The 22,970-nt window shown below is 66.3% G+C and carries 20 protein-coding genes; 9 read left to right on the forward strand and 11 right to left on the reverse strand.

What is annotated here, in order from left to right:
* The first annotated feature begins 5 nt into the window (after positions 1–5).
* From PHN62_RS07835 to PHN62_RS07850, 4 genes are all read left to right on the forward strand, one after another.
* A complete protein-coding gene (locus tag PHN62_RS07835) occupies positions 6–812 on the forward strand; it encodes an STM4013/SEN3800 family hydrolase (RefSeq protein WP_300148692.1) in 807 nt (268 codons plus the stop codon).
* Between the two features lie 185 nt (positions 813–997).
* Entirely contained in the window at positions 998–3,148 is a 2,151-nt protein-coding gene (locus PHN62_RS07840) for a hydantoinase/oxoprolinase family protein (protein WP_300148695.1), read from the forward strand.
* 22 nt (positions 3,149–3,170) lie between these two features.
* Positions 3,171–5,486: a hydantoinase B/oxoprolinase family protein gene (locus PHN62_RS07845; protein ID WP_300148698.1), complete on the forward strand. Its 2,316-nt coding sequence runs from the start codon at positions 3,171–3,173 to the stop codon at positions 5,484–5,486.
* Positions 5,487–5,642: 156 nt separating this feature from the next.
* Positions 5,643–6,146, forward strand: a complete 504-nt coding sequence (locus tag PHN62_RS07850; protein WP_300148701.1) for an acetone carboxylase subunit gamma — start codon at positions 5,643–5,645, stop codon at positions 6,144–6,146.
* Positions 6,147–6,346: 200 nt separating this feature from the next.
* On the opposite strand, the gene PHN62_RS07855 is transcribed toward PHN62_RS07850, so the two are convergent.
* The 7 genes from PHN62_RS07855 to PHN62_RS07885 all read right to left on the reverse strand — a co-directional run bounded on the left by PHN62_RS07855 (position 6,347) and on the right by PHN62_RS07885 (position 13,598).
* A complete protein-coding gene (locus PHN62_RS07855) occupies positions 6,347–7,486 on the reverse strand; it encodes a branched-chain amino acid ABC transporter substrate-binding protein (protein ID WP_300148704.1) in 1,140 nt (379 codons plus the stop codon).
* Between the two features lie 93 nt (positions 7,487–7,579).
* A complete protein-coding gene (locus PHN62_RS07860) occupies positions 7,580–7,924 on the reverse strand; it encodes a DUF6867 family protein (protein WP_300148707.1) in 345 nt (114 codons plus the stop codon).
* A 38-nt stretch (positions 7,925–7,962) separates the two neighbouring features.
* The gene (locus tag PHN62_RS07865; RefSeq protein WP_367187014.1) at positions 7,963–8,676 is read right to left on the reverse strand and encodes an ABC transporter ATP-binding protein; all 714 of its coding nucleotides are present in this window, start codon (positions 8,674–8,676) and stop codon (positions 7,963–7,965) included.
* A gap of 14 nt (positions 8,677–8,690) precedes the next feature.
* Positions 8,691–9,611 (reverse strand): ABC transporter ATP-binding protein, encoded by a 921-nt coding sequence (locus PHN62_RS07870; RefSeq protein ID WP_300148712.1) that lies wholly within the window; start codon positions 9,609–9,611, stop codon positions 8,691–8,693.
* Positions 9,611–11,020: a high-affinity branched-chain amino acid ABC transporter permease LivM gene (livM, locus tag PHN62_RS07875; protein WP_300148715.1), complete on the reverse strand. Its 1,410-nt coding sequence runs from the start codon at positions 11,018–11,020 to the stop codon at positions 9,611–9,613. The genes PHN62_RS07870 and livM overlap by 1 nt, the downstream gene beginning before the upstream one ends.
* A gap of 4 nt (positions 11,021–11,024) precedes the next feature.
* Positions 11,025–11,927: a branched-chain amino acid ABC transporter permease gene (locus PHN62_RS07880; RefSeq protein WP_300148718.1), complete on the reverse strand. Its 903-nt coding sequence runs from the start codon at positions 11,925–11,927 to the stop codon at positions 11,025–11,027.
* Between the two features lie 285 nt (positions 11,928–12,212).
* Positions 12,213–13,598 (reverse strand): L-serine ammonia-lyase, encoded by a 1,386-nt coding sequence (locus PHN62_RS07885; protein ID WP_300148721.1) that lies wholly within the window; start codon positions 13,596–13,598, stop codon positions 12,213–12,215.
* Between the two features lie 693 nt (positions 13,599–14,291).
* On the opposite strand from PHN62_RS07885, the gene nrdH reads away from it, so the two are divergent.
* The 4 genes from nrdH to nrdF are packed head-to-tail and all read left to right on the forward strand — an operon-like array spanning position 14,292 to position 18,065.
* Positions 14,292–14,519 carry a glutaredoxin-like protein NrdH gene (nrdH, locus tag PHN62_RS07890; protein ID WP_300148724.1) on the forward strand — a complete coding sequence of 76 codons (228 nt, stop codon included), beginning with the start codon at positions 14,292–14,294 and terminating at the stop codon, positions 14,517–14,519.
* Between the two features lie 8 nt (positions 14,520–14,527).
* A complete protein-coding gene (nrdI, locus tag PHN62_RS07895) occupies positions 14,528–14,941 on the forward strand; it encodes a class Ib ribonucleoside-diphosphate reductase assembly flavoprotein NrdI (RefSeq protein WP_300148727.1) in 414 nt (137 codons plus the stop codon).
* Positions 14,914–17,073: a class 1b ribonucleoside-diphosphate reductase subunit alpha gene (nrdE, locus tag PHN62_RS07900; protein WP_300148730.1), complete on the forward strand. Its 2,160-nt coding sequence runs from the start codon at positions 14,914–14,916 to the stop codon at positions 17,071–17,073. The genes nrdI and nrdE overlap by 28 nt, the downstream gene beginning before the upstream one ends.
* 11 nt (positions 17,074–17,084) lie before the next feature.
* Positions 17,085–18,065 carry a class 1b ribonucleoside-diphosphate reductase subunit beta gene (gene nrdF / locus PHN62_RS07905; RefSeq protein WP_300148732.1) on the forward strand — a complete coding sequence of 327 codons (981 nt, stop codon included), beginning with the start codon at positions 17,085–17,087 and terminating at the stop codon, positions 18,063–18,065.
* A 59-nt stretch (positions 18,066–18,124) separates the two neighbouring features.
* On the opposite strand, the gene PHN62_RS07910 is transcribed toward nrdF, so the two are convergent.
* Positions 18,125–19,117: a VOC family protein gene (locus tag PHN62_RS07910; RefSeq protein WP_300148735.1), complete on the reverse strand. Its 993-nt coding sequence runs from the start codon at positions 19,115–19,117 to the stop codon at positions 18,125–18,127.
* A 181-nt stretch (positions 19,118–19,298) separates the two neighbouring features.
* Positions 19,299–19,739, reverse strand: coding sequence for a peptide-methionine (R)-S-oxide reductase MsrB (msrB, locus tag PHN62_RS07915; protein WP_300148738.1), 441 nt, complete (start codon positions 19,737–19,739; stop codon positions 19,299–19,301).
* A gap of 136 nt (positions 19,740–19,875) precedes the next feature.
* On the opposite strand from msrB, the gene PHN62_RS07920 reads away from it, so the two are divergent.
* Positions 19,876–20,646 (forward strand): GNAT family N-acetyltransferase, encoded by a 771-nt coding sequence (locus PHN62_RS07920; protein WP_300148741.1) that lies wholly within the window; start codon positions 19,876–19,878, stop codon positions 20,644–20,646.
* Positions 20,647–20,694: 48 nt separating this feature from the next.
* Here PHN62_RS07920 and dnaA read toward each other — a convergent pair whose 3' ends face one another.
* The gene (dnaA, locus tag PHN62_RS07925; protein ID WP_300148744.1) at positions 20,695–22,239 is read right to left on the reverse strand and encodes a chromosomal replication initiator protein DnaA; all 1,545 of its coding nucleotides are present in this window, start codon (positions 22,237–22,239) and stop codon (positions 20,695–20,697) included.
* Positions 22,240–22,591: 352 nt separating this feature from the next.
* A complete protein-coding gene (gene rpsT, locus PHN62_RS07930; RefSeq protein WP_300148747.1) occupies positions 22,592–22,870 on the reverse strand; it encodes a 30S ribosomal protein S20 in 279 nt (92 codons plus the stop codon).
* Between the last annotated feature and the right edge of the window lie 100 nt (positions 22,871–22,970).

Below are 22,970 nucleotides of genomic sequence, written 5' to 3' on the forward strand. Positions count from 1 at the left end.
ATGACATGATCGACGCGAAAGGGGCGCTCGGGCGCTGCGACGTGCTGTTCCTCACCTTCGACAGCCTGCGGCTCGACGTGGCTCAGGAGGCCTTCCGGCGCGGCGAGATTCCGAATTTCGCCCGTCTTCTGCCGCCCGGAGGCTGGGAGGAGCGCCATTCTCCCGGCAGCTTCACCTATGCGGCGCATCAGGCCTTCTTCGCGGGCTTCCTGCCGACTCCCGCGACGCCAGGCCGTCACGAACGGCTGTTCGCCCTGAGCTTTCCGGGGAGCCTCACCTCCGGCCCGCGGACCTGCCTCTTCGACGCGCCGGACATCGTCGGCGGCTTCGCGGCGGCGGGCTACCGGACGATCTGCATCGGCGGCGTGGGGTTCTTCAACCAGCAGACTCCCGTCGCGCGGGTCTTGCCGGGCCTGTTTCAGGAAAGCTTCTGGACTCCCGCGCTTGGCGTGGCGGATCCGCAATCGGCGCGGAATCAATTCGCCCTCGCGGCGGAACTGCTGGCGCGATCGCCGCCGGATCGGCGGGTTTTCCTCTTCATGAATCTCTCCGCGACTCATGAGCCGACTCGGATCCACCTCCCGGGCGCGACGGAGGATTCCCCCGAGACCCAGCGCGCCGCCCTGCGCGATCTCGACGCCGCCTTCGGAGATTTCTGGGCCTGCGCCCGTCTGCGTCCCTGGCTGCACATCCTCTGCGCCGATCACGGCGAGGCCTTCGGCGAAGACGGCTGGAGCGGCCATCGCATCGGGCGCCCCGAGGTCTGGACGGTCCCTTACGCCGAGGGGATCCACGAGGCCGGGATTTCCTGATCCTGACCGATATCGCCTGAAATCTTGCGGTTTGTTCCGCAGCGCCGTGCGGATATGGCGTTTTCTCTCGCGTCCGCAGCATGTCCGACGCCTTGTCCGAAAATCGGACGACCACGAGGAGCCTCCCGCCGCGATCCTCCCTCTGCGCGCCGCACCAAACGGCGCGAGGTTTGGGAGGAAAACATATGGATACGGCCAGACAAGGTCGTCGCGTGCAGGTGCTCGGCATCGACGCGGGCGGCACCATGACCGACACCTTCTTCGTGGACAGCGACGGCGATTTCGTCGTCGGCAAGGCGCAGTCCACGCCCCAGAACGAAGCCCTCGGTCTGATCGCCTCCAGCAAGGACGGCCTCGGCGCCTGGGGTATGAAGATCGAGGACGCGCTCTCCGAGATCCAGACCGGCGTCTATTCCGGCACCGCCATGCTCAACCGCGTGGTGCAGCGCAAGGGCCTGAGCGTCGGCCTGATCGTCAATGCGGGCATGGAGGACTTCCACCGCATGGGCCGGGCGATCCAGGCCTATCTCGGCTTCGCCTACGAGGACCGCATCCACCTCAACACGCATTATTACGACGAGCCTCTGGTGCCCCGGCGCCTGACGCGCGGCGTGGTCGAGCGGGTGGACATGTTCGGCGCGGTGGTGATCCCCCTCCGCGAGGAGAGCGCCCGGAAATCCGCCCGCGAGCTGATCGCCCTCGACGTCGAAGGCATCGTGATCTCGCTGCTCCACAGCTACAAGAACTCCGACCACGAGCGCCGCGTCCGCGACATCGTGCTGGAGGAGGTCAAGGCCTCGGGCAAGGAGATCCCGGTCTTCGCCTCGGTGGATTACTATCCGGTGCGCAAGGAGACCCACCGCACCAACACCACCATCCTCGAAGCCTACGCCGCCGAGCCCTCCCGCCAGACGCTGAAGAAGATCTCCAGCGCCTTCAAGGAGAACGGCTCGAAATTCGACTTCCGCGTGATGGCCACCCATGGCGGCACCATCAGCTGGAAGGCGAAGGAGCTGGCGCGCACCATCGTCTCGGGGCCCATCGGCGGCGTGATCGGCGCGAAATATCTGGGCGAGGTGCTGGGCTACTCCAACATCGCCTGTTCCGACATCGGCGGCACCTCCTTCGACGTGGCCCTGATCACCCAGAACGAACTGACCATCAAGAACGATCCGGACATGGCGCGCCTCGTGCTGTCCCTGCCGCTCGTGGCGATGGACTCGGTGGGCGCGGGCGCGGGCAGCTACATCCGCCTCGATCCCTACACCAAGGCGATCAAGCTGGGCCCCGACTCGGCGGGCTATCGGGTGGGCGTCTGCTGGGCGGATTCCGGCGTCGAGACGGTGACGATCTCCGATTGCCACGTGATCCTCGGCTATCTGAACCCGGACAACTTCCTCGGCGGACAGGTCAAGCTCGACCGTGAGCGCGCCTGGAAGGCCATGAAGGAGCAGGTCGCCGATCCGCTCGGGCTTTCGGTCGAAGAGGCCGCCGCGGGCGTCATCCAGCTTCTGGACAGCGATCTGCGCGATTACCTGCGCTCGATGATCTCGGGCAAGGGCTACAGCCCCGGCAGCTTCGTCTGCTTCTCCTACGGCGGCGCAGGCCCGGTCCACACCTACGGCTACACCGAGGGCCTCGGCTTTCAGGACGTCATCGTTCCGGCCTGGGCGGCGGGCTTCTCGGCCTTCGGCTGCGCGGCGGCGGATTTCGAATATCGCTACGACAAGTCTCTGGACATCAACATCGCCGTGGACGGCCCGGACGACCAGAAGGCCGCCTCCTCGAAGACCCTCCAGGAGGCCTGGGCCGAGCTTCAGGAGCGCGTGCTCGAAGAATTCGCGATCAACGGCTACAAGCCCGAGCAGGTCAGGCTTCAGCCCGGCTTCCGCATGCAGTATCGCGGCCAGCTGAACGATCTGGAGATCGAGAGCCCCATTCCCTCCGCCGCCACGGCCGAAGACTGGGACAAGCTCGTCGAGGCCTTCAACGACACCTATGGCCGCGTCTACGCCGCTTCGGCCCGCTCGCCGGAGCTGGGCTATTCGGTCACCGGCGCGATCATGCGCGGCATGGTGCCCATCCCCAAGCCGAAGATCCCCAAGGAGGAGCTCGGTTCCGAGACGCCCGCCGACAAGGCCAGGCTCGGCACGCGGAAATTCTACCGCAAGGGCGAGTGGGTCGACGCCCAGCTCTATCACATGGAGTCGCTGACTCCCGGCAACCGCATCACCGGCCCGGCGATCATCGAATCCGACGCCACGACCTTCGTCGTGCCGGGCGGCTTCGAGACCTGGCTCGACGGCCATCGCCTCTTCCACCTCAAGGAAGTCTGACGGGTCAGGGAGGAAAGAGAACATGAACATTCAATCGAAGACCACGACGCGCGGCCTCGTCCGCGGCGGCGAGACGCTCAAGCAGCACCGCGACCGCCTCATGGAGGCCACCAGGAAGACCAGGCATTACGCGGGTCTGACCAGGATGGAGCTGCGCGACAGCGACCCCATCCAGTACAACAAGCTCTTCTCGCGTCTGCGCGCCGGCGTGGTGGACGCCCGCGAGACCTCCAAGAAGATCGCGGCCTCGCCCATCGTGGAGCAGGAGGGCGAGCTCTGCTTCACCCTCTACAATGCGGCGGGCGACGCCATCCTGACCTCGACGGGCATCATCATCCACGTCGGGACCATGGGCGCGGCGATCAAGTACATGATCGAGAACGATTGGGAATCCAATCCGACGATCCGCGACAAGGACATCTTCTGCAACAACGACTCGCTGATCGGCAACGTCCACCCCTGCGACATCCACACCATCGTGCCCATCTTCCACGAGGGCGAACTGATCGGCTGGGTCGGCGGCGTGACCCACGTCATCGACACGGGTTCGGTGGGTCCGGGCTCGATGTCCACGGGCCAGATCCAGCGCTTCGGCGACGGCTATTCGATCACCTGCCGCAAGATCGGCGAAAACGACACGCTCTATCGCGACTGGCTGCACGAGAGCCAGCGCATGGTGCGCACGACCCGCTACTGGATGCTCGACGAGCGCACCCGCGTCGCGGGCTGCCACATGATCCGCAAGCTGGTGGAAGAGGTCATCGCCGAGGAAGGGATCGAGAATTACTGGAAATTCGCCTATGAAGCGGTGGAGCATGGCCGTCTGGGCCTTCAGAACCGCATCAAGGCGATGACCATCCCCGGCAAATATCGCCAGGTCGGCTTCGTCGACGTCCCTTACGATCATGAAGACGTGCGCGTGCCTTCGGATTTCGCGAAGGTCGACACGATCATGCATGCGCCCTCCGAGATCACCATCCGTCCGGACGGCACATGGCGCCTCGACTTCGAAGGGTCGAGCCGCTGGGGCTGGCACACCTACAACGCCCATCAGGTGAGCTTCACCTCGGGCATCTGGGTGATGATGACGCAATCGCTCATCCCCTCGGAGATGATCAACGACGGCGCCGCCTACGGCACGGAGTTCCGGCTCCCCAAGGGCACCTGGATGAACCCCGACGACCGGCGCGTCGCCTTCAGCTACTCCTGGCACTTCCTGGTCTCGGCCTGGACGGCGCTCTGGCGCGGGCTTTCGCGGTCCTATTTCGGCCGCGGCTATCTGGAGGAGGTCAACGCGGGCAACGCCAACACCTCCAACTGGCTCCAGGGCGGCGGCTTCAACCAGTATGACGAGATCCACGCCGTCAACTCCTTCGAATGCGCCGCCAACGGCGTGGGCGCCAGCGCCGTGGCCGACGGCATCAGCCATGCGGCGGCGGTCTGGAACCCCGAAGGCGACATGGGCGACATGGAGATCTGGGAGCTCGCCGAGCCCCTCGTCTATCTCGGACGCCAGATCAAGGCCTCTTCGGGCGGCGCGGGCAAATATCGCGGCGGCTGCGGCTTCGAGAGCCTGCGTCTGGTCTGGAACGCCAAGGACTGGACCATGTTCTTCATGGGCAACGGCCATATCTCCTCGGACTGGGGGATCATGGGCGGCTATCCGGCGGCCTCCGGCTACCGCTTCGAAGCCCATGACACCAACCTCAAGGAGATCATCGCCAGGGGCGGAGAGATCCCGCTCGGCGGCGACGCCGACCCCGAGAACCCGACCTGGGAGGCGCTCCTTCCGGACGCCAGGATCAAGCGCGACAAGCAGGCGATCACCACCGAGGCCATGTTCAAGGATTACGACCTCTATCTGAACACCATGAGCGGCGGCCCCGGCTTCGGCGATCCGCTCGACCGCGAGCCCCAGGCCGTGGCCGACGACGTCAACGGCGGCTATCTGCTGCATCGCTTCGCGGAAAGCGTCTATGGCGTGGCGCTGAAGAAGGCCGCCGACGGCCTGCTGGGCGTGGACGAGGCGGGCACGAAGTCCCTGCGCGCGAAGATCCGCAAGGAGCGCCTCGCCGAATCCGTCCCGACCCGGGAATGGATGGCCAGAGAGCGCGAGCGCATCCTCGCCAAGGACGCGGGCCTTCATGTGCAGCAGATGTTCGCCGCGAGCTTCAAGCTCGGGCCGCGCTTCGAGCAGGAGTTCCGCAAGTTCTGGGATCTGCCCGAGGACTGGAAGCTGATGGAGGCGGATCTCCCGATCCCGTCCTACGGCCGCGAATACACCATGGACCTCTCCGAACTGCCGGACGTCAAGACCGTGCAATTCGTCGAGGAGTGATCTCCCGGGCGTTTTCCAGCGAAGCCGATCAGGCTTCGCGGCGTGGAAATGCGACCACAAAGGAAGTCGGAGCGTGTGGACGCTCCAACCCGGCGCCGCCTCGTGAGGCGAGGCGGCGCCTCCGCGGAAAACCGACGAAATTCAGGGAGGTTCCCCATGGCCTACACCAAGGCGAAGATCAAGGATCTGGTCGACGGCAAGATCGACCGCGACACGCTCCACACCATGCTCTCGACCCCCAAGGACAAGGAGCGCTTCGAGATCTACCTGAGCATCCTCCAGGAGCAGGCGCCCTGGGACGACAGGATCATCCTGCCGCTCGGACCGAAGCTCTTCATCGTGCAGCGCAAGGCCGACAGGAAGTGGGTCGTCCGCAGCCTCGCCGGATACGACTTCTGCGACTGGCGCGAAAACTGGAAGCTCCACGCCCGCGTGCGCGTGCGCGAGACCCCCGCCCAGATGGAGAAGCTCTATCCGCGCCTCATGGCTCCCTCTCCGGAGTGGCAGGTGATCCGCGAATATTTCTGCCCGCTCTCCGGCGATCTGCTGGAGGTCGAGGCGCCGACCCCCTGGTATCCCGTGATCCACGATTTCGAGCCCGACGTGGACGCCTTCTACACCCAGTGGCTCGGTCTGGAGGTTCCCGAACGCGCCGCCTGACCCCGGCGCCGATCCGTTTCCTGATGCAGGGCCGTCCGTCCGGGCGGCCGTCTCCCCTCACTGGACGGGCCCCCGCACGGGGCCCGCTTTTTCGTCCGCGCCCCATGCGAAGGCGCCCATGCGAAACGGCGGAGGCTCTCGCCCCCGCCGTCCGGATGTTCAGGACCCCGCCGCCCTCAGGCGAAGCGGATCATGCGCCTTCACTCGGCGGGCTCGGCCTCCGCGGTCTCCAGCGCCTTGTAGGTGTAGCCGCCGTTCGCGTCCTTCTCCCAGGAATAGACGATGTAGGTCGGCTGGGTCACGTCGCCCTTGGCGTCGAAGCTGATCGGGCCGATGGCCGTTTCATATTCGCCGTTCTTGAGCGTCTCGGCGAGGGTCTCGGGATCGGTGGAGCCCGCCTTCTCGGCCGCCTGGGCCACCAGCTGGAGGATCGCGTAGGAATAGAGCGTGTAGGCTTCCGGCTCGAAGCCCGAGGCGCGGAACTCCTCGACGATCTTCTGCGCGCCGGGGTTCAGGCGCGGATCGGGCGCGAAGGTCATGAGCGTGCCCTGGATGGCGTCGCCCGCGATGGCGGCCAGCTCGTTGGACACGATGCCGTCGCCGGACATCAGACGCACCTTCAGGCCCTGATCGGCCAGCTGACGGATGATCAGGCCGGCTTCGGTGTGCAGGCCGCCGAAATAGATGAAGTCGACGCCCGCCTCCTTGATCTTGGCGATCAGGGCGGAGAAGTCCTTGTCGCCCGCGTTGACGCCTTCGTAGAGCAGCGGAGTCTTGCCGCCCTCGATCAGGGTGGCGCGGGTCACGTCGGCGAGGCCCTGGCCATAGGGGGTCTTGTCATGGACCACCGCGACCCTGGCGTCGGGCAGGCTGTCGAGGATGTAGCCTCCGGCGACGGCGCCCTGCTGGTCGTCGCGACCGCAGACGCGGAAGGTGTTCCAGAGCCCGCGATCCGTCAGGGTCGGGTTGGTCGCGGCCGGCGAGATGGCGAGGACGCCGTTCTCGGCGTAGACCGCCGTCGAGGGAATCGCCACGCCCGAGTTGTAATGCGCGACCACGATGCCCACGCCGTCGGCCACGAAGTTGTTGGCCACCGAGACGCCCTGACGGGGGTCGGAGACGTCGTCGCCGATGCGCAGACGGATCTGCTCGCCGTTGATTCCGCCCGCCGCGTTGAGATCGGCGACGGCCTTCTCGGCGCCGCGCTGGATCTGCGCGCCGAAGGCCGCGTTCGGGCCGGTGATCGGCGCCGCGACGCCGATCAGCAGCTCGGCCGAGGCCGGGCCCGCGAAGGCCGTCGCGGCCGAGAGAGCCAGAACGGAGAGAAGCGACTTTCTCATGAGAAGAGGACTCCTGACGTTGATTCCGGATGTCCGGATTTTCCCGGATCGTGAATTCTTGCGCATGCGGACATGCCGACGCACATCATGCGCCTATTTCTCCGCCCATGAAAAGGGGGAGGTTTTCCTGTAGAGCCAATAATAGGCGGTGGTCATCTGCCTGGTCCGCGTGAAGCGGTAGGCCGCGAAGCTGAAGGCCAGCAGGATCGCCGCATCCACCAGATAGTAATGCGCCGACAGGAAGGTCCCCCCGAAGAGCGCGAAATGGAGGAACCGCACGCCCACCGCCAGAAGCAGCGTGTAGAGCGCCAGCACATGCGGTTTGCGCCAGGTCTCGGCGCAGGCCTTTCCGGTGCGCCAGGCCGTCCAGCCGCCGATGATCAGCGTGATGAAGACGAACTGCATCGCCGAAGGTTCTTCGTAGAGGATTCCCTGCATGGATCAGGCTCCTTGTCCTTGCGCCGCGCGTCCGGGGCTCAATGATGCCCGCCTTCGAGATAGGCGGCCCGCACTTCCGGATTGGCGAGCAGCTCCTTGCTCGGCCCCTCCATGGAGACCTTGCCGTTGACCATCACATAGCCCCGGGTCGACAGCTTCAGCGCCGCGAAGGCGTTCTGCTCCACGATGAAGACCGTGAGGCCCTCCCGCTGGTTCAGCAGCTTGATGGCCTCGAAGATCTGCTTGACGATCAGCGGCGCCAGCCCGAGCGAAGGCTCGTCGAGCAGCAGCAGCTTGGGCCGCGCCATGAGCGCGCGTCCGATGGAGAGCATCTGCTGTTCGCCGCCCGAGAGCGTGCCGCCGCGCTGCGCCTGACGCTCCTTGAGGCGGGGGAAAAGCGTGAAGATCTTCTCCACGTCCTCCTTGAAGTAGGCCTGGTTGTCGAGGCTCGCGCCCATCTGGAGGTTTTCGTAGACCGTCATGCGCGGGAAGATGCGCCGCCCCTCCGGAGACTGGGCGATGCGCTTGCGCGCGATCAGATGGGTGGGGACGCGGGTGATGTCCTCGCCGTCGAAGAGGATCCGGCCCTGACGCGCCTGGGGCTGTCCGCAGATGGTCATCATCAGCGTGGACTTGCCCGCGCCGTTGGCGCCGATCAGACAGACGATCTCGCCCCGATGGACCTCCACGTCCACGCCCGCGAGGGCGCGGATCGCGCCGTAATAGGTCTCGACGTTCTCCACCTTGAGCAGAGGAGTTTGCGCGTTCATCTGGCGTCTCCCGTCGGCTGTCCGCCCTGGTGCCCGTGAGTCGCTTCCTCGGCGACCTCCTCGATCTCTTCGAGAACCTCCTCGACCTCGTCGTCCTCGACGCCGAGATAGGCTGCGATGACCTTGGGGTCGTTCTGGACATGCCGGGGCGTGCCGTCGGAGATCTTGGCGCCATATTCCAGCACCACGACGTGATCCGAGATCTGCATGACCACCGACATGTCATGTTCGATGAGCAGCAGCGAGACGTCGTGCTTCTCGCGGATGGCGCGCAGCAGCGTGTTCAGTTCGAGCGACTCGCGGGGGTTCAGACCCGCCGCGGGCTCGTCGAGACAGAGGAGCTCGGGCCCGGTGCACATGGCGCGGGCGATCTCAAGGCGCCTTTGCTCGCCATAGGGCAGGTCTCCGGCCGGATCGTCGGCGCGATGGACGAGGTTGATCATCTCCAGCCAGTAGCGGGCCTTCTCGACGGCCTCCTTCGCGGCGTCCTTGTAGGGCCGCCAGCCGAGCAGCCCCAGCACCGTGAAGCCCGAGGACTTCATCAGGGCGTTGTGCTGCGCGACCAGAAGGTTCTCCAGAACCGTCAGGCCCGTGAAGAGCCGGATGTTCTGGAAGGTGCGCGAGACTCTGGCGTCGCGGTTGATCTCGAAATCGCTCATGCGTTCGAGGTTGAACTCCGCGCCGCCGGAGCGGCGCATGAGGATGCGCCCCATGGTCGGCTTGTAGAAGCCCGTGACGCAGTTGAAGACCGTGGTCTTGCCGGCGCCGTTGGGGCCGATCAGGGCGGTGATCTCGCCGCGTCTGGCCGAGAAGCTCAGATCGTTGATGGCGATCAGCCCGCCGAAGCGCATGGTCATGTGCTCGACGCGCAGGACCTCGTCGCCGGAGAGGCGACCTTCTTCGGTTGCCTGGGTCATCAGCCGTGTCCCTCCTTGGTGAAGGCGCTGGAGACCGCCTTGCGTTCATGCAGGAAGGCCGTGGGGTTGCGCACGCTCACGAGCCCGCGCGGCTTGAGGACCATCACGATCACCATGGCGAGGCCGAAGATCAGCATGCGGTAGAGCTCGGGCGTGAACTCCGGCCCGAAGAGGGTCTTGAGGAAATGCAGCTCGCGCAGCGCCTCGGTGCCGCCGATCATCACGACGGCCGCCACCGCGATGCCGAAGAGCGAGCCCATCCCCCCCAGGACCACCACCGCGAGGATGATCGCCGATTCATGGAAGGTGAAGCTCTCCGGCGAGATGAAGCCCTGACGCGCCGCGAAGAAGGCCCCCGCGAAGCCGCCGAACATCGCGCCGATGGAGAAGGCGGTGAGCTTGGTGGTCACGGTGTTGATGCCGAGCGAGCGACAGGCGATCTCGTCCTCGCGCAGGGCCTCCCAGGCGCGGCCGATGGGCATGTTGCGCAGCCGGATGGTGACCATGGCCGTGATCGCGCACATGGCGAGGATCACGTAGAAGAGGAAGATCTTGTAGGCCGAATTCAGCGTGGGCCGCCTCAGTTCGGGGTCGAAGAGCTTGCCGAAGCTGTTCGCGGCGTTGAAGTCGAAGGACCAGATCCCGAAGATCGAGGCCTTGGGCACGCCCGTGACGCCGAAGGTGCCGCGGGTCACGTCGGTCCAGTTGATCAGCACGAGGCGGATGATCTCGCCGAAGGCGAGGGTCACCACCGCGAGATAGTCGCCGCGCAGCCTCAGCACCGGAAAGCCGAGGATGATCCCCCAGAAGGCCGCGAGAATCCCCGCCAGAGGCAGCAGCGTCCAGAAGGAGAGGCCGAAATAGAGCGACAGCAGCGCATAGCTGTAGGCGCCCACCGCGTAGAAGGCGACATAGCCGAGGTCCAGAAGCCCCGCCAGCCCGACCACGATGTTCAGGCCCCAGGCGAGCATCACGTAGATCAGGATCTGGACGCCGTAGTTGTCCACCCATTTCAGCGATTTCTGCGGACCCACCAGCCAGAGCATCGCCATGGGGAAGATCATCAGCGCCAGGAGCGCGATCCAGCCGACGTTGCGCCGCAGGAAGTTCTGCGGGGGAGCTTCGGCTCCGACGGCCCTTGCGGCCTTCGCGGCCTTGCGCGCGGCGAACCAGGGGCCGAGGAGATAGACGATCAGGAAGCGCCCGACGACGGCCAGGGCGACCAGAATCGCCAGCAGCCCCCAGCGCTGGTTCAGCACGAGCTGATTGCGGATGTCCTGCGTCGTCTGGAGCCCGACGTAGAGCACGAACATCCCGAGAGAGATCAGGCCCGCGAGGAGAGCCTCGCGGAGCGCCCGCTTCAGGCGGTCGTCCGAGGGCCGGCGGGGCGGTTGGGAGATGACGGTCATGGCGTCAGACCTTCTCGATCTCGGGCCGACCCAGCAGGCCCGAAGGTTTGAAGATCAGCACGATGGCGAGGATGGAGAAGGTCGCCACGTCCTTGTAGGCGATGGAGAAATAGGCCGACCAGAGCGACTCGATCAGCCCGATCAGCAGCCCCCCCAGCAAGGCCCCCGGCAGGGAGCCGATGCCCCCCAGAACCGCCGCCGTGAAGGCCTTGACGCCCGGAATGAAGCCGTCGCTGAAGGTCGCGACGCCGTAGTACATGAGGTACATCGTGCCCGCCACGCCCGCCAGGGAGGCGCCCATCACGAAGGTGATGGAGATGGTGCGGTCCACGTCGATTCCGAGCAGGGCGGCCATCTTGCGGTCCTGCTCGGTGGCGCGCTGGGCGCGTCCGAGCGAGGTCTTGGTCACGATGTACCAGAAGGCGGTCATCATCACGACCGTGATCAGCACGATCAGGATCTGCTTGAGCGAGATCGTCACGCCGGCGATGGCGTAGACCTCGGTGACCATGGGCGGGATCGGCTTGTTGCGCGGACCCTGCGTCACCTGGATGAAGTTCGACAGCACGATCGACATGCCGATGGCCGTGATCAGCGGCGCCAGACGGAAGGAGCCGCGCAAGGGACGATAGGCGATGCGCTCGATCACCCAGCTCCAGAGGCTGGACATCACGATGGCGGTGGCCATCATCACCAGCAGCATCGCCGCCACGCCCATCCCCGCCACCAGAGAGGTGAGGATCAGGAACATGATCAGCGCCGCGAAGGTGCCGAGCATGAACACGTCGCCATGCGAGAAGTTGATCATGCCGATGATGCCGTAGACCATCGTGTAGCCGATGGCGATCATGCCGTAGACCGATCCCAGCGTCACGCCGTTGATGGTCTGCTGGATGAAATACTCCATAGTCCCCCTCTCGCCTTTCGTTCGCGGCGACGGCCTCTCCGGGTGGGAGGGCCGCGACGGCGCCGCGTGGTTTTTATCGGGTCGAGCCGGACGGCCTTTCCTGACGCGCCGGAAATCTGGTCTGATCGTTTTCGTCTTGTCGAAATTCTGTTATCCCAAATCTGGAATAGCAACAGGCATTCTGCGCAGGAATGGATTTTCCCGCCCGCCGCAAGCTCCGGAGGGCGGCGCGCGGGCCTCTCGCGGAGGCCCCAAGGCGTTTTGAGGCCTCCGCTCCGCCGGAGATCAGCAGCCGGGCAGATTCACCGCCAGGCCGCCGAGGCTGGTCTCCTTGAATTTCACGCTCGTCTCCTCGCCGGTCTCGCGCATCGCCCGGATGCAGTAGTCGAGGGGCATGAAATGCGAGCCGTCGCCGCGCAGCGCCAGAGCCGCCGCCGTCACGGCCTTCACCGCGCCCACGCCGTTGCGCTCGATGCAGGGCGCCTGGACCAGTCCGCCGACCGGATCGCAGGTCATGCCGAGGTGATGCTCCAGCGCGATCTCGGCGGCGTTCTCGACCTGCTCGGGCGCCCCGCCGAGCGCCTCGCAGAGCCCCGCCGCCGCCATGGCCGCCGCCGAACCCACCTCGCCCTGACAGCCCGCCTCGGCGCCCGAGATCGAGGCGTTGTGCTTGATCAGCCCGCCGATGGCGGCGGCGGTCAGCAGGAAGTCGCCGACCTTCGCCGGATCCGCTCCCACGCAATGGTCGAGGTAATAGCGGATCACGGCGGGCACGACTCCCGCCGCGCCGTTGGTCGGGGCGGTGACCACCTGGCCGCCCGCCGCGTTCTCCTCGTTGACCGCCATGGCGTAGACCGCCAGCCACTCCGCCGCCAGATGGGGCTGGCCGCGGTTGGAATGCTTCTCGCGCTCCAGCTGGACGCGGATCTTCGCCGCGCGGCGCTTGATGCCCAGGCCTCCGGGGAGGACGCCCTCCTGCGCGAGGCCGCGCTCCATGCAGGCCTCCATGACGGACCAGATGCGCCGGAGTCCGGCGGCGATCTCCTCGGGCGAGCGTTCGGCGGTTTCGTTGGCCCGCTTCATCCCCGCGATGGAGAGGCCGCTCGTCTTCGCCATGCGCAGCATCTCGGCGGCGCTGGCGAAGGGGTAGGGGCGCGCGGCGGCCATCTCGCTCAAGGGCGGCGCAGGGGCGGCCTTCTCGGCGGCGGTCACCACGAAGCCGCCCCCGATGGAGTAATAGGTCTCCGCCAGCAGGCGCCGGCCGCGCCGGTCCAGAGCCTCCAGCACGAGGCCGTTGGCGTGGCCGGGCAGGGGAGGGCCGTAGTCGAAGACCACGTCCGCCTCCGGGTCGAAGGCCAGAGGCGGAAGCCCAGCAGGACGGAGCAGCTTCTCCCGAGCCAGCCGCGCCATCTGGCGTTCGGCCGCCGCCGGGTCGAGCCCTTCGGGCGTCCAGCCGAGCAGCCCGAGCGCCACGGCGCGATCCGTGGCGTGGCCCTTGCCGGTGAAGGCGAGCGAGCCGTGCAGCCGCGCGCGGAGTCTGGCGGCGCTTCGCCCCTCCGGCGAGCGGCGGAGCAGATCAAGGAAACGGACGGCGGCGGTCATCGGGCCCATGGTGTGCGACGAGGAAGGGCCGACGCCGATCTTGAAGACCTCGAACACGCTGAGGAACATGATCTTTCTCCCTGACGCCGCCTGGAGGCGGCTGGACGGGCGCTTCGGGGCGCCTCTGGATCCCATCTCACGCCAGATGAGGAATTTTGTCCAGCGCGCGGCCGGATCGGGGATTTTCCGATTCGCCTCGCCAGAGCCGCCGCGAGCGGTCGCGAGTCGGGGCGGCGGGCGGCGAAGGCGGCCCGCGCGGCGATTCCTTCCGGGCTCCGGGGCTCGGGGAATCGGCGCCCGGGCGAAATTATGGACTTGACCCCATGTTTTCCGGCGACGCCTTCCGCCGGGCCGGACGCGGCGCCGCGCGACGGGTCGGACGGCTTACGGCTTGATCCTTCTGACCGATCCCGACGGGCTCGGGATTCGCGGCGCCGGATGTTTCGCGGCGCGGCCTCGGGAGGGGCTATCCAAAGGCGCGCTTTCCCGGAGTTCCCACTTTGTATCTATGGACAAATTGCGACAGCCAGCTACCATATCTAGCGTTCGAGGGGGCGATGAACCGCAAGGGATAGGGGATGAGCGCGAAAAGACGCGTGAAGATTCCCTGAAGCCCGCCGCCGGAATCCTCTCCGTCCGCCGCAAGGCGCGGCTGGCGGAATAGACCTTTCGAACGCGAATGTCCATGGGCTGGCGAGCCCGGCGCGCGGGGAGATCCCCCGCAGACCAAGCCCGCCCCAAGATCACAAGCGAGACCGAGCAATGACCTCCACCGTCACCGTCTATTCCAAACCCGCCTGCGTCCAGTGCGACGCCACCACCCGGGCTCTCGATCGTCGCGGGGTGGCCTATCGGCTGGTGGATCTGACGGAAGACGCCGAGGCCATGGCCCGCGTGACCGAACTCGGCTATCGCCAGGCTCCGGTCGTGGTGGCGGGCGAGGAGCATTGGGCCGGATTCCGTCCCGACAAGATCGGCCTTCTGGCCTGAATCCGGCTATGGAGGGGCTGGTCTATTTCTCCTCCGCCACCGGCAACACCCGCCGCTTCGTCGAACGACTCGGGGAGCGGCGCGCAAGGCCCGCCCTGAGGATCCTCGGCGGGCCTCTCTCTGCGACGGCGCCTTTCGTCCTCATCTGCCCGAGCTACGGCGACGGCGAGGGACGGGGCTCCGTGCCGAAGCCGGTGATCCGGTTCCTCAACGATCCTGCGAACCGCGCCTTGCTGCGCGGCGTGATCGGGGCGGGGAACCGCAATTTCGGACATCTCTTCGCCCATGCGGGCGGAGTCGTCGCGGAAAAATGCGGCGTTCCGTTGCTTTACCGGTTCGAGCTTGCTGGAACCGGAACGGATATCGACCGCGTCGACAAGGGGCTCGAAGAATTTTGGACACGCCTGCGCGAGAGGGCCTGAAGTCGCCTTCGCCGGAATACGCCGGACTGGATCACCATGCGCTCAACGCGCTGCTGAACCTCTATGACGCCCAGGGGCGCATCCGCTTCGACGCCGACCGTCTGGCGGCGCGGCGCTATTTCCTCGAACATGTGAACAAGAACACCGTGTTCTTCCACTCGCTCGACGAGAAGCTCGATTACCTCGTCGAGGAAGGCTATTACGAAGGCGAAGTTCTGGCGGCCTACGCCAAGCCCTTCGTGAAGAGCCTCTTCGACGCCGCCTATGCGAAGAAATTCCGCTTTCCGACCTTCCTCGGGGCCTTCAAGTATTACACCAGCTACACGCTGAAGACCTTCGACGGTCAGCGTTATCTCGAACGCTATGAAGACCGCGTGGTCATGGTGGCCCTGACCCTCGCGCGCGGCGACGAAGCCCTGGCGCGGGCGCTGGTCGAGGAGATGATCTCCGGACGCTTCCAGCCCGCCACCCCGACCTTCCTGAACGCGGGCAAGAAGCAGCGCGGAGAACTCATCTCCTGCTTCCTGCTGCGGGTCGAGGACAACATGGAGTCCATCGGCAGAGCCATCAACTCCTCGCTGCAGCTCTCGAAGCGCGGCGGCGGCGTGGCGCTCATGCTGACCAACCTGCGCGAGATGGGCGCCCCCATCAAGGGCATCGAGAACCAGTCTTCGGGCGTGCTGCCGGTGATGAAGCTGCTCGAAGACAGCTTCAGCTACGCCAATCAGCTCGGCGCGCGTCAGGGCGCGGGGGCGGTCTATCTCAACGTCCACCACCCCGACATCCTGCGCTTCCTCGACACCAAGCGCGAGAACGCCGACGAGAAGGTCCGCATCAAGACGCTCTCGCTCGGCGTGGTGATCCCGGACGTGACCTTCGAGCTCGCGCGCGACAACGCCGACATGTATCTCTTCTCGCCCCATGACGTGCAGAAGGTCTATGGCGTTCCCTTCTCCGAAATCTCGGTCACCGAGAAATATCAGGAGATGGTCGACAATCCCCGGATCAAGAAGACCAAGATCAAGGCCCGCGAACTCTTCCAGATCCTCGCCGAGATCCAGTTCGAATCCGGCTATCCCTACATGATGTTCGAAGACAACGTGAACCGCGCCAACCCGGTCGCGGGGCGGATCACCATGTCGAACCTCTGCTCGGAGATCCTCCAGGTCAACGAGGCGAGCACCTATCACGACGATCTCGGCTATGATCATCTCGGCGCGGACATCTCCTGCAATCTCGGCTCGCTGAACATCGCCGCCAGCATGGACGGCGGAAACCTCGGCGCCACGGTCGAGACCGCCATCCGCGCGCTCTCCGCCGTCTCGGAGATGAGCAGGATCGACTCGGTGCCTTCGATCCGGCGCGGCAACGACGAAAGCCACGCCATCGGCCTCGGCCAGATGAACCTCCACGGCTTCCTCGCCCGCGAGCACATCTATTACGGCTCGCCGGAGGGGATCGACTTCACCAACATCTATTTCTGCGCGGTGCTGCATCACTGCCTCAAGGCCTCGAACCGCCTCGCCCGCGAGCGCGGCGAGAGCTTCAAGGGCTTCGAGCAGTCGCAATACGCCAGCGGCGAATTCTTCGCGAAATACACCGACCGCGACTGGCTGCCCGAGACCGAGAAGGTCCGGGCGCTCTTCGAGACATTCGGCGTGGAGATTCCGACCCGCGAGGACTGGGCCGCGCTGAAACAGGCCGTCATGGAGGGCGGGCTCTACAACCGCAATCTTCAGGCGGTGCCGCCGACGGGCTCCATCAGCTACATCAACAACTCCACCAGCTCGATTCATCCCATCGTGGCGAAGGTCGAGATCCGCAAGGAAGGCAAGATCGGGCGCGTCTATTACCCGGCTCCCTTCATGGACAACGAGAATCTCCAGTATTATCAGGACGCCTACGAGATCGGCCCCGAGAAGATCATCGACACCTACGCCGCCGCGACCCAGCATGTCGATCAGGGCCTCTCGCTGACGCTCTTCTTCCGCGACACCGCCACCACCCGCGATCTCAACCGCGCCCAGATCTACGCCTGGCGCAAGGGGATCAAGACCATCTATTACATCCGCCTGCGCCAGATGGCCCTCGAAGGGACCGAAGTGCAGGGCTGCGTCTCGTGCAGCCTGTGAGGAAGCCCCCGATGAACATCGCCCATCCGTCGCAGCGCGCCGCGCTCAAGGCCGTCAACTGGAACCGGATTCAGGACGACAAGGATCTGGAGGTCTGGAACCGTCTGACCAGCAATTTCTGGCTGCCCGAGAAGGTTCCCCTCTCCAACGACATCGCAAGCTGGGCGACGCTCCGCCCCGCCGAGCGGCAACTGACCATCCGCGTCTTCACCGGCCTGACCCTGCTCGACACCATCCAGAGCGCGGTCGGCGCCCCCGCGCTGATGCCCGACGCCGAGACGCCTCATGAAGAAGCCGTGCTGGCCAACATCGCCTTCATGGAGGCGGTGCATGCGCGCTCCTATTCCTCGATCTTCTCGACGCTCTGCCTGACCGCCGAAGTCGACGAGGCCTTCCGCTGGTCGGAGGAGAATCCGCATCTCCAGCAGAAGGCCCGCCTCATCCTCGACGAATATCAGGCGACGAGCGATCCGCTCCGGCGGAAAGTGGCGAGCGTCTTCCTTGAAAGCTTCCTGTTCTATTCGGGCTTCTATCTGCCCATGTGGTGGTCGAGCCGCGCCAGGCTGACCAACACCGCCGACCTCATCCGGCTGATCATCCGCGACGAGGCCGTGCATGGCTATTACATCGGCTACAAATACCAGAAGGCCGTCGAGCGCCTGCCGGAGGAGAAGCGCAAGGAGCTGAAGGATTTCGCCTTCGCGCTGCTCTTCGACCTCTACGAGATCGAAGCCCTCTACGCCGCCGAGCTCTACGACGAGGTCGGCCTGACTGAAGACGTCAAGGCCTTCCTCCATTACAACGCCAACAAGGCCCTGATGAATCTCGGCTACGAGGCGCTCTTCCCGGCGACGGCCACCAATGTGAATCCGGCGATTCTGGCTTCGCTCTCGCCCGGCGCCGACGAGAACCACGACTTCTTCTCGGGCTCGGGCTCCTCCTACGTCATCGGCAAGGCGGTCGCCACCGAAGACGAGGACTGGGAGTTCTGAGGCTCCCGAAGCCCCTGAAATGAAAAGGGCGGGCGAGATGATCTCGCCCGCCCTGTTCGTCAGACCTTCAGGAAACGCACCCGGGTTCCCCAGGGGTCGAGGGTCTCGAAGCCCTCGCCGGAGGCCAGCTTCTCCACCTGCGCCCCCGCCGCCAGAGCCGCCGCCTCGCGGGCGGCGAGGATCGCGGCGTCCTGAGTCTCGAAGCTCGTCCAGGACAGCCCGAGCGCCGCAGGATCGCGCGGGCCCGCGCCCTGACTGCGCCAGCTGTTCAGCCCCAGATGGTGATGATAGCGCCCCGAGGAGAGGAAGGCCGCTCCCCGGAAGACCATCATCTGCGTGGGATCGAGTCCGGCGGTCTTCTGATAGAACTCGGCGGCCCTGGCGACCTCGCCCACCTTCAGATGCATGTGGCCGATGCGCAGATCCCGAGGCGCCTGCGTGTAGATCGGCACGGCATCGTTCAGCAGCCCGATCAGGCCTTCGAAATCGACCGGATCGGTGCCCATGCGCACCTGACCATTGGTCCAGACCCAGCCCGCCGGATCGCGGTCGGCGTAGACCTCGATTCCATTGCCCTCCGGATCGTCGAGATAGACCGCCTCGCTGACGTTGTGGTCGCCGAAGCCGGTCAGCTGGATCTCCTCCGTCACGACATGGGCCAGCCAGCGCGCCAGATCGAGGCGGCTCGGCAGCAGGAAGGCCGTATGGAAGAGCCCCGCCGCATCCGGCGCGGCGAAGGCGGCCTGAGGCGCGGCCTCCAGCACGAGGATCGGCGCCCCGCCCGGAGCCCCCAGAACGGCGCGTTCCGGCGTGCGCTCCTGCTCGGCGAGCCCGAGCATATGCTGATAAAAGGCCGACATCTTCTGAAGATCGCGCACCTTGAGCGCGGCCTGTCCGATGCGGATCGGCGTCCGGTGGGCGAAGAGGATCGGCGAAGCGGCCTGAGCGCGCATCGCCTCGGCGTTCGGGAAGCCCTCGGCGCGCGCGGCGCGGTCGGCGGCGACGGCGAGGCTGCTCGCTCCGACGAGCTCAAGCAGGCGGCGACGGGTCATGGTCATGGATCTCCCCGATACGGTCATGGACGTGAACATCACGCGAGAGATCTGGCCTCCGCCGCGCCCTGAAACAAGCCGCCCCTCCGGAGACTCGTCGTCTCCGGAGGGCGGACAATCCTCAGGTTTCGTCTTGAGAGCATCGTCCGACCAGGTTGGATCGTTCAGACGCTCCGGGTTTTCATTTCTTCGCGCTTTCGCGACTCGAAACCTCGTCGGTTTCGCTGGAAAGCGCTTTCGGCTCGTGCTTCAGCGCCGCCGCGTTGATGCAGTAGCGCAGACCCTCCGGGCCCGGGCCGTCCGGGAAGACATGCCCCAGATGCGCGTCGCATTGCGAACAGAGCACCTCCACGCGGGTCATGCCGTGGCTGTGGTCGACGCGCTCCTCGACGGCGGCTTCTCCGGCGGGCGCGGTGAAGCTCGGCCAGCCGCAGCCCGATTCGTATTTGGCCTCCGATTCGAAGAGCTCCGCCCCGCAGCAGACGCACTGGAACACCGCCTCGCCCTTCGGAAAGGGCGCCTGGGAGAAGGGGCGCTCCGTCCCGGCCCGCCGCGTGACGCGATAGGCTTCGGGCGTGAGCTGGGCGCGCCATTCTTCATCGGTTTTTTTGATCTTCACCATAGACTCCTCGCTGATTTGATCCCGCCTTGAGCTATATAATGAAAGCCGGGCGGCGTTTCAGCGAGACGTCGCGGTTTTGTGCGAGCGTAGGGCGCGCGGAGCGCAGGGTCTCCGGCGAGCGTATGAGGGTCCGGTCATGATGGGCTTGGGCGGATGGAGCGAATTCAGACGCGGACGATATCAGGTGCGGCTCAGCCGGGCGCCTGAGGACGTCCTGCGGGCGCAGGCCTTGCGCCATGCGGTGTTCCGGGCGGCGCGCGGGCGCTCCGGGGATCCCGCCGGGCTCGACGCCGATCCTTATGACGCGCTCTGCGACCACATGCTGGTCGAGGAGACGGCGACGGGCGATCTGGTCTGCTGCGTGCGGCTCATGTCCTTCGAATCGGGCGACGAGGTGGACCGCGCCTATTCCGCCCAGTGGTACGACCTCTCCGCGCTGAGGGGCTTTCAGGAGCCCATGGTCGAGATGGGGCGCTTCTGCGTGCGCCCCGACCATCGGGGCAGCGGCGAGGCCCTGCGCATCGCCTGGGCCGCCATGACGCGCTATGTCGACGAGCGCGGCATCCAGATGATGTTCGGCTGCTCCAGCTTCGACGGCTCCGACGCCGAGCCCTACGCCGACGTCTTCGCGCTGCTCAAGGAGAAGCATCTCGCGCCCAAGCGCTGGCTGCCGCGGATCAAGTCGCCGAGAGTCTTCCAGTTCGCCAAGAAGCTGCGCTTCCGGCGGCCCGATCTCGTCAAGGCCGCCAAGGCCATGCCCCCCTTGCTGAGGGGCTATCTCTCGATGGGGGGATGGGTCAGCGATCATGCGGTGATCGACCAGGATCTGAACACCCTGCACGTCTTCACCGGCGTCGAGGTGAAGCATGTGCCGCCGCGCATGGCGGCGCTGCTCCGCAAGGCCTGAAGGGCGGCGCGGCGCGCCTGGCTGGGGCGAGGGGAAAGGGGAGGGCGCTCAGCCCTCCAGCAGCCGCTTGAGCACTTCCACTTCCTCGTCGAGCTCGTCGTCCACCTCGCGCAGCTCCTCGATGCGCTTGACGGCGTGCATGACCGTGGTGTGGTCGCGGCCGCCGAACTTGCGGCCGATCTCCGGCAGGGATTTCGCCGTGAGGATCTTGCTCAGATACATCGCCACCTGACGCGGACGCGCCACCGACTGCGCCCGCCTCGGCGACAGCATGTCCGCGAGCCGCACATTGTAGGATTCCGCGACCTTGCGCTGGATCTCCTCGATGGTCGTGCGGCGGTCGTAGGAGCGGAGCAGATCCTGAAGGATCTGGCGGGCCATCTCCAGCGTGATCGGACGCCCGACCAGCGTGGCCTGCGCGAGAAGCCGGTTGAAGGCGCCTTCCAGCTCGCGGGTGTTGGCGGAGACCCGGCTCGCCACGAACTCCAGCACCTTGGGATCGATCTCGACTTCCGGATGCTGCTCGGCCACGGCCTCGGCGCGCATCTGGAGCACTCCGAGCCGCAATTCGTAATCGGTGGGATGGATGTCGGCCACCAGGCCCCAGCCCAGACGCGACTTGATGCGCTCCTCTATGCCGTCGAGATCGGTCGGGGAGCGGTCGGCGGAGATCACGATCTGACGGTTCTGGTCGATCAGCGCGTTGAAGGTGTGGAAGAACTCCTCCTGGGTCGAGTCCTTGCCCGCGATGAACTGCACGTCGTCGATCAGCAGCACGTCCACCGAGCGGAACTGCTGCTTGAAATGGATCGTCTCCTTGTAGCGCAGCGCGCTGACGAACTGATACATGAACTTCTCGGCCGAGAGATAGGCCACCCGCCGCTCCGGACGGGCCCGCTTCACCTCCCAGGCGATGGCGTGCATCAGATGGGTCTTGCCCAGACCCACCCCTCCATAGAGGAACAGCGGATTGAACGGCGCAGCGCCTTCGGCCTCCGCCACGCGGCGCGCGGCGGCGTGGGCCAGCTCGTTGGACTTGCCGACCACGAAATTGTCGAAGGTGAAGCGCCCGTCCAGCTTGGGCGAGAGGAAGCTCGGATCCTCCTCGCCCGCCGCCGCCGAGGCCGTCGCCGCCTCGAAGAGCGGGCCCACGTCGTCGGAGTTCGCCGGAACCACCCGGCGCTTGCCGCCCGCGGCCGCGGCCTTCGCGCCGAGGGCGCCGGATTTCGGAGGAGCCGCCGCAGCTCGGGCGGAGGGCGCAGGCTCCTCGGCGGGCGGTCGACGCAGGGCGGCGGCGGGCTGAGGGGAAAGCGACCACTCGACCCGGGCGGCGCCATGGCCGCGCCAGATCTCGCGCAGCAGATCGCCGTAGCGGGCTTCGGCGCCGTCGCGCAGGAACCGCGAGGGCGCGCCCAGACGAATCCAGCCTTCGCCCGACTCGGCGAGAATCAGGGGGTCGATCCAGCTCTTGAAGACGGCCTCGCCCAGATCCTCGCGCAGCGCGCGGCGGATCGAAGCCCAGACCTCATGAGCGGAGTCGCGGGCGGGCTCCCCGGAGCCTTCGTCGCCGGAATCGAATTTTCGCGCCGTCACGCTTCGCTCCCGCCTTCAAGACGCCAGGACCCTGCCCGACGCAGGGCCCGCATTCATGGGGACGGCGCGACCGCCCGGGGCGTGAAACGCCTTCGCGCGACCCCGAAGCCTCGGGAATCGCACGCGATCTCGCGTCTTCAGGGAAAACGCCGATCCGCGACGGCTGCGAAGCGATCCGGGCGCCGGACATGAAGGACGGGCGCGCGTCGCCTCCTCGCTGAAACGAGGGCCGAAGCATAGACGAACCCCACCCGGGAGGCAACAGGCTCACGCCCGCGCCAGGACCCGGCTCCCGGTCTGGATTCGCGATGTCAGGGGAGAAGAGGGGAGCGCTCTGGCGCTCCCGGAGCCGTCAGACCGCGGCGGGCGCGGAAAGGGCCTTCACGCGGCCGGCGAGGCGCGAAACCTTGCGGTTGGCGGTGTTCTTGTGCAGCACGCCCTTGGTCACGCCGCGCTGGATCTCGGGCTGGGCGGCGCGGAAGGCCTCCTGGGCGGCGGCGGCGTCGCCGGAGGCGAGCGCGGACTCGACCTTGCGCAGGAAGGTGCGGATGCGGCTCTTGCGGGCCGCGTTGACGGCGGTGCGGCGCTGGGTCTGACGGATGCGTTTGCGCGCGGAGGGCGTATTGGCCATGTTTCTTGAAACCGTTCGGCAAGGGCGTTGAAGAGTGAAGGCGCGATATACTCCACCGACTCCCCCCCGTCAACATGGGGAGGCGCAGGAGGGCGAGCCC

Source organism: Neomegalonema sp. (assembly GCF_028688855.1).
Taxonomy (GTDB): domain Bacteria; phylum Pseudomonadota; class Alphaproteobacteria; order Rhodobacterales; family Rhodobacteraceae; genus Neomegalonema.

Bases quoted from the DNA above. Each gene is read 5' to 3' on its own strand.
- PHN62_RS07835 (WP_300148692.1), top strand. From the start codon at position 6: ATGATCGACGCGAAAGGGGCGCTCGGGCGCTGCGACGTGCTGTTCCTC.
- PHN62_RS07840 (WP_300148695.1), top strand. From the start codon at position 998: ATGGATACGGCCAGACAAGGTCGTCGCGTGCAGGTGCTCGGCATCGAC.
- PHN62_RS07845 (WP_300148698.1), top strand. From the start codon at position 3,171: ATGAACATTCAATCGAAGACCACGACGCGCGGCCTCGTCCGCGGCGGC.
- PHN62_RS07850 (WP_300148701.1), top strand. From the start codon at position 5,643: ATGGCCTACACCAAGGCGAAGATCAAGGATCTGGTCGACGGCAAGATC.
- PHN62_RS07855 (WP_300148704.1), bottom strand. From the start codon at position 7,486: ATGAGAAAGTCGCTTCTCTCCGTTCTGGCTCTCTCGGCCGCGACGGCC.
- PHN62_RS07860 (WP_300148707.1), bottom strand. From the start codon at position 7,924: ATGCAGGGAATCCTCTACGAAGAACCTTCGGCGATGCAGTTCGTCTTC.
- PHN62_RS07870 (WP_300148712.1), bottom strand. From the start codon at position 9,611: ATGACCCAGGCAACCGAAGAAGGTCGCCTCTCCGGCGACGAGGTCCTG.
- livM (WP_300148715.1), bottom strand. From the start codon at position 11,020: ATGACCGTCATCTCCCAACCGCCCCGCCGGCCCTCGGACGACCGCCTG.
- PHN62_RS07880 (WP_300148718.1), bottom strand. From the start codon at position 11,927: ATGGAGTATTTCATCCAGCAGACCATCAACGGCGTGACGCTGGGATCG.
- PHN62_RS07885 (WP_300148721.1), bottom strand. From the start codon at position 13,598: ATGTTCCTCAGCGTGTTCGAGGTCTTCAAGATCGGCGTCGGCCCTTCC.
- nrdH (WP_300148724.1), top strand. From the start codon at position 14,292: ATGACCTCCACCGTCACCGTCTATTCCAAACCCGCCTGCGTCCAGTGC.
- nrdI (WP_300148727.1), top strand. From the start codon at position 14,528: ATGGAGGGGCTGGTCTATTTCTCCTCCGCCACCGGCAACACCCGCCGC.
- nrdF (WP_300148732.1), top strand. From the start codon at position 17,085: ATGAACATCGCCCATCCGTCGCAGCGCGCCGCGCTCAAGGCCGTCAAC.
- PHN62_RS07910 (WP_300148735.1), bottom strand. From the start codon at position 19,117: ATGACCCGTCGCCGCCTGCTTGAGCTCGTCGGAGCGAGCAGCCTCGCC.
- msrB (WP_300148738.1), bottom strand. From the start codon at position 19,739: ATGGTGAAGATCAAAAAAACCGATGAAGAATGGCGCGCCCAGCTCACG.
- PHN62_RS07920 (WP_300148741.1), top strand. From the start codon at position 19,876: ATGATGGGCTTGGGCGGATGGAGCGAATTCAGACGCGGACGATATCAG.
- rpsT (WP_300148747.1), bottom strand. From the start codon at position 22,870: ATGGCCAATACGCCCTCCGCGCGCAAACGCATCCGTCAGACCCAGCGC.